8 protein-coding genes are annotated in these 8107 nt (G+C 63.4%); 4 read left to right on the top strand and 4 right to left on the bottom strand.

All coding sequences use genetic code 11. From position 1 onward, the window contains the following. The coding region (locus WCB02_RS33260) for a TAXI family TRAP transporter solute-binding subunit (RefSeq protein ID WP_423965090.1) at positions 1-787 on the top strand (787 nt) is incomplete at its 5' end. Continuing rightward, positions 787-1824, top strand: a complete 1038-nt coding sequence (locus WCB02_RS33255; protein ID WP_423965087.1) for a hypothetical protein — start codon at positions 787-789, stop codon at positions 1822-1824. The genes WCB02_RS33260 and WCB02_RS33255, both read left to right, overlap by 1 nt. A gap of 181 nt (positions 1825-2005) precedes the next feature. Here WCB02_RS33255 and WCB02_RS33250 read toward each other — a convergent pair whose 3' ends face one another. The 4 genes from WCB02_RS33250 to WCB02_RS33235 all read right to left on the bottom strand — a co-directional run bounded on the left by WCB02_RS33250 (position 2006) and on the right by WCB02_RS33235 (position 5642). After that, on the bottom strand, positions 2006-2482 hold the full coding sequence (locus tag WCB02_RS33250; protein ID WP_423965085.1) for a hypothetical protein: 477 nt from the start codon (positions 2480-2482) through the stop codon (positions 2006-2008). A gap of 330 nt (positions 2483-2812) precedes the next feature. Further along, positions 2813-3247 (bottom strand): hypothetical protein, encoded by a 435-nt coding sequence (locus tag WCB02_RS33245; protein WP_423965083.1) that lies wholly within the window; start codon positions 3245-3247, stop codon positions 2813-2815. A gap of 196 nt (positions 3248-3443) precedes the next feature. Further along, positions 3444-3878: a cupin domain-containing protein gene (locus WCB02_RS33240; protein ID WP_423965081.1), complete on the bottom strand. Its 435-nt coding sequence runs from the start codon at positions 3876-3878 to the stop codon at positions 3444-3446. Between the two features lie 153 nt (positions 3879-4031). After that, positions 4032-5642 carry a fibronectin type III domain-containing protein gene (locus WCB02_RS33235; protein WP_423965079.1) on the bottom strand — a complete coding sequence of 537 codons (1611 nt, stop codon included), beginning with the start codon at positions 5640-5642 and terminating at the stop codon, positions 4032-4034. Between the two features lie 309 nt (positions 5643-5951). Here WCB02_RS33235 and WCB02_RS33230 point away from each other — a divergent pair, with 309 nt between their 5' ends. Further along, on the top strand, positions 5952-6890 hold the full coding sequence (locus tag WCB02_RS33230; protein ID WP_423965076.1) for a hypothetical protein: 939 nt from the start codon (positions 5952-5954) through the stop codon (positions 6888-6890). A 302-nt stretch (positions 6891-7192) separates the two neighbouring features. Further along, positions 7193-7753, top strand: coding sequence for a cytochrome b (locus WCB02_RS33225; protein ID WP_423965073.1), 561 nt, complete (start codon positions 7193-7195; stop codon positions 7751-7753). The last annotated feature ends 354 nt before the right edge of the window (positions 7754-8107 follow it).

Raw genomic sequence — 8107 nt, 5'->3', positions numbered from 1 at the left:
GCCGATCGTCACGCGCGGTCCCACCGAGAACGTCAACGATCTGCTTTATCTCAAGGGCGTCGATGTCGCGGTCATCAACAGCGACTCCCTGGAAGAGTACAAGTCGCAGGTGCCGGAGATCCAGCAGCGGATCACGTCACTCCTGACCCTGTTTCCATCCGAACTACACATCTTCGTTCGGCCGGAGATAAAGACACTGGCCGATCTCGCGGGCAAGAAAGTCAACTTCAACACGCAAGGTACCGCCGCCGCCTATTCCGGTCCTCTGATCTTCAGTCGTCTCGGCGTCGACGTCGACAAGACGTTCATTCCGCATCCAGCGGCGCTTGAACAGCTGAAGCGCGGAGAGATTGCCGCCGTCGTCTTTGTCACGTCGAAGCCGGTCGATGCTTTCGCGAAGGGAAAATGGGACGAAGGCTTCAAGTTCCTTTCCGTCGACTATGGTCCGAAATTCGAGGACTACTACCTGCCTTCCTATCTCGACTCGGCGGACTACCCGAACCTGATCGCCAAGGACCAGCGGATCGCCACGATTGCGGTTCCAACCCTGTTGGCTACGTTCAATTGGCAACCCGACTCGCCGCGCTATCGTCGATGTGCGCGATTTGTCGATCAGCTGTTCAGCCGGATGGACAAGCTGCGCTCGCCCGGATTCGACGTAAAATGGAAGGACGTTGATCCGACCGCGCGCGCGCCTGGCCTGGAGCGGTTTCGAGCCGCCCAGGAATGGCTCGATCGCAAGTCGCCCCCCAATCAATCCTCCACCAAGCAAGATGGGCATCTGTGATGTGGGCGAAGCTGGCTAGCACGGTGCTGTTGATCGGAAGCGGCGCCGCCTCCGCGCAATCCGCGCCTCTGGGCGTGGCCGGACTGGAGGCGTGCTCTCAAGCGGCGCACTTCGCCGATGTGATCTGTTCCAAGATCACCGACGATCCGGCGCAGCGGCTGCAGTGCTTCAAGAAATCGAGCGCGGACCAGCTCGACTGCCTGGAACATGCTCTGTCCGACGCATCTCCCGGCGCCGCGCCGCCGGACGGTGCTTCCGAACTGGTCCGCTCGGAACCTCCGGCCAATAAACCTGCAGCAGCGCCTGCGGAGACGGCTTCGCCGAAACAACCCGGTGGTACCCCGTCTTCGGATTCGGGAAACACCGCCGCGTCGTCGGGCGGCGCTGCGGTAGCCCAGGAAGCGCGCAAGGAACCGTCCAAGGAAGCGTCCAGGGAGACGCTCAAGCAACCATCCAAAGGACTATCGGACGCGCGTGCGCAGGTGACCCCGCCGGTGCAGTCTGCTGAGGCACCGGCCGTCGCGGTCAAACCGGATCCCTCGCCAAAGGCGCCCGAGAGTCCAGTGAGGCCAATAGGCAACGACTGGCTCGTCAGTGAAACGACCTCACCGATCGATTACAGTCCGCTCGTGACCGCGGTGATCCATCCGGTGTCGGATGCGAAGGGCGAACACCAGACCCTCGCGGTTCGCTGCCGCGGACAACACACCGAATTCATGCTGCGCACGGACGGCGCATGGAGCGCGGCGCGCGGCAACGAGCTGCAGGTCGCCTATCAGGTCAACGACCAGCCGGTGGTGCGGCTGCCTTGGGTGCTGTCCGCGGACGGCAAGACCGCGACCTGCAAGGGCGATCCCACGACGATCCTGCAGTCAATGCCGGACGGCGCACGCTTGAAGATCGGCGTGACCGATCGCGCAAGCTCGCCCCAAGCCGTGACCTACCAGCTCGACGGATGGGGCGCCGTCCGCAAGAAGATCGCCGCCGCGTGCAAATGGGCGCAGACGACCGACGAGGCAGCATCCGGCAGGCGCTGAGCCGCCGGAGACGCCGGAGACTTTGCCGCCGAACCCGGCTGCAGCATCGTCCGGAAAATGCGACAGCGGTTTTGCTCGTGACAAGCGCAGAACGCGCTTGCGCTGAGATCATGCTCAAACAGCAAGGTGAAGCGCTGATGACGAATCAGCATTAGGTCATCGCGCCTTAAGCCACCACGCTTCAGGGGCGCAGGTAGCTCCAGCCCTTCTCTTGCAGCTCCATCAGGTGCACGACGCCGGAGGGAACGATGACGGCCTCGGACACCATGTTGACCGGATGGCCCTCCTTCTTCTCCATTCCCACCCTGGTCACGTTGCAGGCGGAGAACTGAATCGTGCTCGGGAATGCATAGTCCTTCAATTGCTTGAGACGCGCCTGCACCGGCGAGGTATCGGCCCGCAGCATGTAGAGGCCGGGTCCGTAAGTTACCAGATCGATATCCACGTCTTCGCCTTTGCCGCGGTAGTACTCGATGATGTTGGTCGCATTATTGAGCGCGAGATTCATGACGGCGGGATCGTTCTGATCAACCTGAATGACGAGGCGATGCGGCTGTTCGGAGGCCGGTGCCTTGGCCTTGGTATCGGCCGCAAGTGCTGCCGGACCGAGCATGAGCGCGAAAGCTGCGACAACCGTCCAACGAAACCGTTCCAGCATCATGGTACTCCTTTACAACTACTACAAATCTCCATGCGGCAGAGCCGATGGCGCGACGACACAATTGGCGTCTTGCTAAGTAAAAACGGTGGCCCTTCCAAGGCGTGCCGCATCAATCCCGCGACGACGAATGAGTCGACCCGGAATTGACTACCGTTGTCGGGGTGCAGGAAGCCATCTTGAAATGGCGGCCGCAGCGTCACGGCGACGAACGAAGCGAGATTGGTATCGCAGCGTGCGACGCTGGCGGGACCGTTTGCTTGGAGAGCCTGCCATCGCGCGGCAGCTGCGCTGCTCGGCCGACGGCCAATCTCGCCTGAAGCGTGCTTTTTAGTAGCAGCGCATGACCGTGACAGTCTGCTCTCTGCCACCGCGCCCGGGAACCGTCACCTCCTCGGCGGGGCAGCTCGAGATATAGGGCCGATCGGAAAGGGTGACGGCCGGCGGATATCGATGCGCCCAATCCCAGGGAACATCATATTTATAGGTGTAATGAACATCACCGGAGGCTTGCGGTACATCCGCCAGCGGTTCGCCATTTGACGATCCATAATCGTAGTCGCCGACTGCCGGCCACAGCGCTCCGAGGTTGTTTCTCCGGTGATGCCGGAACGATCGGGCGAGCGATGGACGGAACATCGCATGCGCCGACGTCACTCCTCCGCGCGAGACCGCCGTCGAGGCGGCGAAGGCCTCGTTCGCAGCCAGCAGCAGCGCGACCGCGCTCAGGGAGGCGACGAGCGCCCCATGAATTCTATACGTCATGGCACGTACCAATCCGTTGGTTGCAGCCCTGATCACGACGCTAGGCCGGTCGTCAGGTGCGGGCAAACGCATAATTAATTATTAGTTAAGACATAACATTAATAGCGGGCCGGGCTGATTTATGATCGATCACGAGAAGCAGCCCGGGCAGGCTGCCTCTCGCGATTGCCGTTGCAATCAGGCTGACGTCGATCGCTCAGGCCGGAGAGGCGAGGGGTTTGCTCTTCTCCACCACATAGGTGCTGACGATCACGGTCTTGATCTCGCCGTTCTTGCTGCCGGCATGCGGTGTGGCGACCGGCACCTGGAAGCCGTCCCCGGGCTTCAGTGCGCGCGTCGGCTGCCCCTCGATCGGAAGATCGAGACCGCCGGCAACGACATAGCCGGATTCAATTCCGGGATGCGTGTGCCGCGCCACGACGGTGCCCGGATCGATGCTGACCTCGACGACCAGCGTCACGTAGCCGGGCATCGGTCCATCCATTTGGGAGAGGATCTTTCGGGTGAAGCCCGCGGGCGCGGGCGGCGGCGCAGTTTGCGCCGACACCTCGCTCGCCGCGAACTCGGCGAGCCCGCACAGCGCGCAGGATGCAAAACCCGCAAATCCAGCAAACCCACGTCTTGTCAGCATCATCTTCTCCTCCTGCTGCCGGATCATCAGCGTCCGGATTAATCGCGGGAAGTGTATGCCTTTCAATGGGGCCCGCAACCAGGGAGCAGCGCACCAAGCGTCAGCGTGCCCGCACGCGGAGCCGGCCGGCGGCCGGATTCGACCGGTGCGGCGCTAGTCGCGGCGGGGGCGCTGTAGCGTAAAGCTTTCGAAGGGGGCGATCTGACCGTCCGGTCCGACCACGTCATAATAGGTGACCTTGATCGTGGTGATGCCGCCGCGCTCCGACCCGGGATCGAGGCTGAAGGCGGCAAAGCCATAGGCATGCGCGGCGTTGCGTACCGCTGACCACGGCGCGGGCTCCCTGACATAGACCGGCGGACGCTTGCCGGTTTTCGGGTCCACTTCGCCGACGCCGGTGATCACCCGGCACGCCGGCGGGTTGAAGAACAGCTGGTTCGAGGGTACCGACGTGCCCCCGCCGCCAATCACCATGTGCACGGTGCCCTTGGTGGTATCGATCACGTCGGTCGTGGTCGCCGCTGCCAACGGCGTCAGCGTGGCGTTGGCTTCCCGGCCGCGGATCGGGTGTGAGCGCTCGTAATGATGTTCATGCCCGCACACGACGAGATCGACGCCGTATTGGTCGAACAGCGGCACCCATTCCTCGCGGATTCCAAGATCCGCGCCGTTGAACATGTCGGCCGTCGAGATCGCCACCTGGTGCATGCAGACCACGACCCAGTCGATGTCGTGATTCTGGCGGGCGGCCGCCAACTCCTTTTCCAGCCAGGCCTTCTGCGCGCCGTGCGAATAGCCGCGGACATAGGAATTGCCGCCGTCCTGGTAGCAGATGTCGTCGTTGGCGATGCTGATCACGCGCATCGCGCCGACCGTGAACGCGTACCAGAGCCCGCGCGTGACGTCGGTCTGGCCGGCCGTTTCCGGCAGCGAGAAATAGGTCTGATAGGCCTGATAGCCGATAGGTCCGTTGCCGAGCTCGTTCTCGTGGTTGCCGGCCGACGGCATCCATGGACGCTTGCGGGCGCTGCGGCTGTTGTTGTCCCAGAAATCCCACCAGGTCCGCACCCGGTCTTCGCTGAGATTGGCGTAGCAGAGATCGCCGTTGAACAGATGGAACAGCGGCTTCAGCCGCTCCACGCCGAGCGTGGTGTCCCCCGCCGCCGGCGAGCCGAGATTGTCGTTCACAAAAGGCGGATTCGGCAGCGTCACGCCCGCCGGCGGCACGAATTTCTTGCCAACAGTCGGTGTGCCCTGGTCGCCGAAGCTCGTGAAGGCGATCGGCGCGCGGCCGCGCGGCGCGGTGCGAAAGGTCGCGAACTCCGGCTCGGCGCCGTCATGCATGGCGCCGTAGAGATAAGGCTGGTCGGGCTCCAGGCCGTCGAGCTTGGCGTGGTAGGCGTAGACGATCTTGCCGGACTTGGCGTCGGTGTAGCTGACCGCCTTGGCCTCGACCGTCTGCTCGAGCCGGCCATCGAGCCGTCCGAGCACGACCCGGGGATTTTGCACGGGCTGCAGCGTGTGCCAGGACACCACCATCCCTGTCGATGCATCCGCGCCGAACTGCAGGTGCAGTCCCGCGACCGGCGGTGTCTTGACCGGATCGGACGGGCCGGGGGCTTCCAGAGAGCCGGCGGAGGAAGGCGCCGCCGTTGCGTTGCCGTTGCCGATGAGGGACGTCGCGACGACGGCGCCGCCGCCGATGCCTGCGGCAGTCAAGAGCCTGCGACGGCTGAGTTCCAGGTTGAATTCAAGATCCTGCATGGTCATGACGGCGAGAATGCTCCTGCGATGATCGGGATAGCCTATCGCGGTTTCATGACAATTCGGGATTGCCGCGCGCGGGCCGCAGGCTTTTCAACTGCCGGCCGATGACGTCCGATGAGGAGATCTTCTCGACTGGTAGCCAGGTTGCGTGTCGTGGCCCGCGTCTTGGCGAGTACGGCGCCGGCTGCGGCCCGTTGCCTGTATCGGGCGCGTCACGTCAGCCGGCGCACGCTTATTTGACTGGCTACAATTTTGTGACAGAATTACTACAGTCGCATGTCGGTTCGATAACAAGCGGAGCGGTCGATGAGCTTGGAATGGCGGGCGCGGTCAACGTCGCTCGCGTGGTCGAATCCGCTGGCCTGGTGGTGGGGGCTGCTGACCCTGGTCAGCGGTGTCAATATCGCAATTTGGTTTCTGCTTTATGGCCGGCTCCGCGACCAGCCGGGTGGCGCTCTCGGCGGCGCGCCTGGCATCGGGCTCATGCTGCTGCTCTGCGCGGCCTATGTTTTCGGCTGCGCGCTGCGCTCGTTCTTGCCGCGCGCCGATGTGCAGCGGATCTGCCTGTTCGATACCTGGCTGTCGAGCGTCGTGGTCGGCCGCTCGGTGGCGACCGTGGCCGAGGTGTGCTTCGTGGCGCAATGGGCGGTCATCCTGCATCCGCTCGGCCTGATGACGGGCGCCGACACCACTTTGAATGCCGCGTGGGTGATCGTGCCGCTGATCCTGATTGCTGAATGCTTCTCCTGGTATGCGGTGCTGACCACCAACTATCTGGGCAACGCGATCGAGAATTCGATATGGGCGGTTGCGTTCTTCGTCGTCGGGATCGCCCTTTGCCGATTGCTGCCGGAATTCGACGGTCGGGTTCGCGTGGCGCTCGCCATGACTGTCGTCGGGATCGCGTTCTATCTGATGTTTCTGATGACCGTCGACGTCCCGATGTATCTCAGCCGCTGGCGGGCCGTGGTTGCCAATGGCGGCAGGCATCTCCACCCGCTCGAGGGCCTGCGTGACGTCTGCACGCGCTGGGTGGTCACGCACGACCTCGCCGAATGGAAGGGCGAGATTGCCTGGATGTCGCTTTATTTCAGCGCGGCGGTCTGGGCCAGCCTCGCGCTCTGCGTGGTCTATTCGCTGCAGGATGATCTGCCGCGCTATCTGACCGAGGCAACCGTTGCAATATCGGCGCCGGACACGGCGGCAGTCGTGAGCAACCCGCCGATTCCCACGACCGGTTTGTAGGGCCGATGGGAGCCCCACGGGGGCCGCTCCGGGCACGAATCGCTATGCGTCATTCGCGATGGATGCGGCGAGATGCGAGTTACGGCTTCCGCGTTCGCTGCTCGAGCATGCGTGGACCGGTCGCCTCCATCCCGCCCGCCAAATTCTGCCGTGATTGATCGGCAAGATAGCATCGCTGCGCCTGCGGGCCCGCAGAAGACGCTGGCATCGCTGGATGTGAATTGACCCCGCTAATTCTCGGCAGCGAAGAAGTCGCTCACCTGATCTGGACGCGGGATCGCCTCCCGCGAGGAGGCCGATGAATGGCATTGCAGATGGACGCCCGCGCGAACGAGGCGCGCTACCAGTTCGACCGGGTGCAGCGCGCTTTGCACTGGACGATGGCCGCCTTGATCCTGCTTGCGATCGCACTTGGCGGAATGGGACGCTATCTTCCCGCCGGACATCAGCCGCGCCAGGGCCTGCTGGAAGTGCACAAATCGCTCGGCTTCACGATCCTGGTGCTGTTGGTCGTGCGCGTGACGTGGCGCCTGGTGGCCGGCGAACCGCCATACCGTGCGCCGCTCGGACGGCTCAATCATCTGGCAAGTCGTGCCGGCCATTTTGCGCTCTACGGCCTGATGCTGGTGATGCCCATCTCCGGGTATCTCTATTCGGCCGCGGGCGGCTATTCGTTGCCCTGGTTCGGCCTTTTCCAGTGGCCCCGTCTACTGCCGCACGACAAGGACATTTCCGAATGGGGCAAGCTGCTGCACTATTGGGGCGCATGGATCATTGCCGCCGTGCTCGCCGTCCATCTCGCGGCCGTGGTCTGGCATCACTGGATCAAGCGCGACGAGGTGCTGTCGCGGATGACCGGCTGATCCGAGGGTTACGGCTTCCGCCCTTCGCTCCTCGGGCCACGGCGGAAGGTCGCCCGCAACCTGCCCAGCGGTCCCGAGGGGGCATTGCCGGATGCCAAAACAACATCCACTCACCCCCCGTATTGCAGCGCGTGCAGGCCGGTGTTCCAGTTGCTGCGGCGAGCGATCTGCCGGGCGACAGCATATACGTCGAATGGGCGCCGACCGAATCCCCGTCGAGTGTGGCCTGCTGGATGTCGTAAGCGGCCGTCTGCCGGCTGTTACTTTCTGCCGACACTTTCTTCCGACTTCTCGGGAGAGACGAAGGCGCGGGTCGTGATCGCCGATACTTTCTGCGACAGCTTGACCTTGTTG

The organism is Bradyrhizobium sp., assembly GCF_049581145.1.
Classification (GTDB): Bacteria; Pseudomonadota; Alphaproteobacteria; order Rhizobiales; family Xanthobacteraceae; genus Bradyrhizobium.
The sequence above is the reverse complement of the archived record's forward strand: the minus strand, read 5'-3'. Positions and strand labels throughout refer to the sequence as shown.

Coding starts and splice junctions, on each gene's coding strand:
- WCB02_RS33255 (WP_423965087.1), top strand. CDS start 787: ATGTGGGCGAAGCTGGCTAGCACGGTGCTGTTGATCGGAAGCGGCGCC.
- WCB02_RS33250 (WP_423965085.1), bottom strand. CDS start 2,482: ATGCTGGAACGGTTTCGTTGGACGGTTGTCGCAGCTTTCGCGCTCATG.
- WCB02_RS33245 (WP_423965083.1), bottom strand. CDS start 3,247: ATGACGTATAGAATTCATGGGGCGCTCGTCGCCTCCCTGAGCGCGGTC.
- WCB02_RS33240 (WP_423965081.1), bottom strand. CDS start 3,878: ATGCTGACAAGACGTGGGTTTGCTGGATTTGCGGGTTTTGCATCCTGC.
- WCB02_RS33235 (WP_423965079.1), bottom strand. CDS start 5,642: ATGCAGGATCTTGAATTCAACCTGGAACTCAGCCGTCGCAGGCTCTTG.
- WCB02_RS33230 (WP_423965076.1), top strand. CDS start 5,952: ATGAGCTTGGAATGGCGGGCGCGGTCAACGTCGCTCGCGTGGTCGAAT.
- WCB02_RS33225 (WP_423965073.1), top strand. CDS start 7,193: ATGGCATTGCAGATGGACGCCCGCGCGAACGAGGCGCGCTACCAGTTC.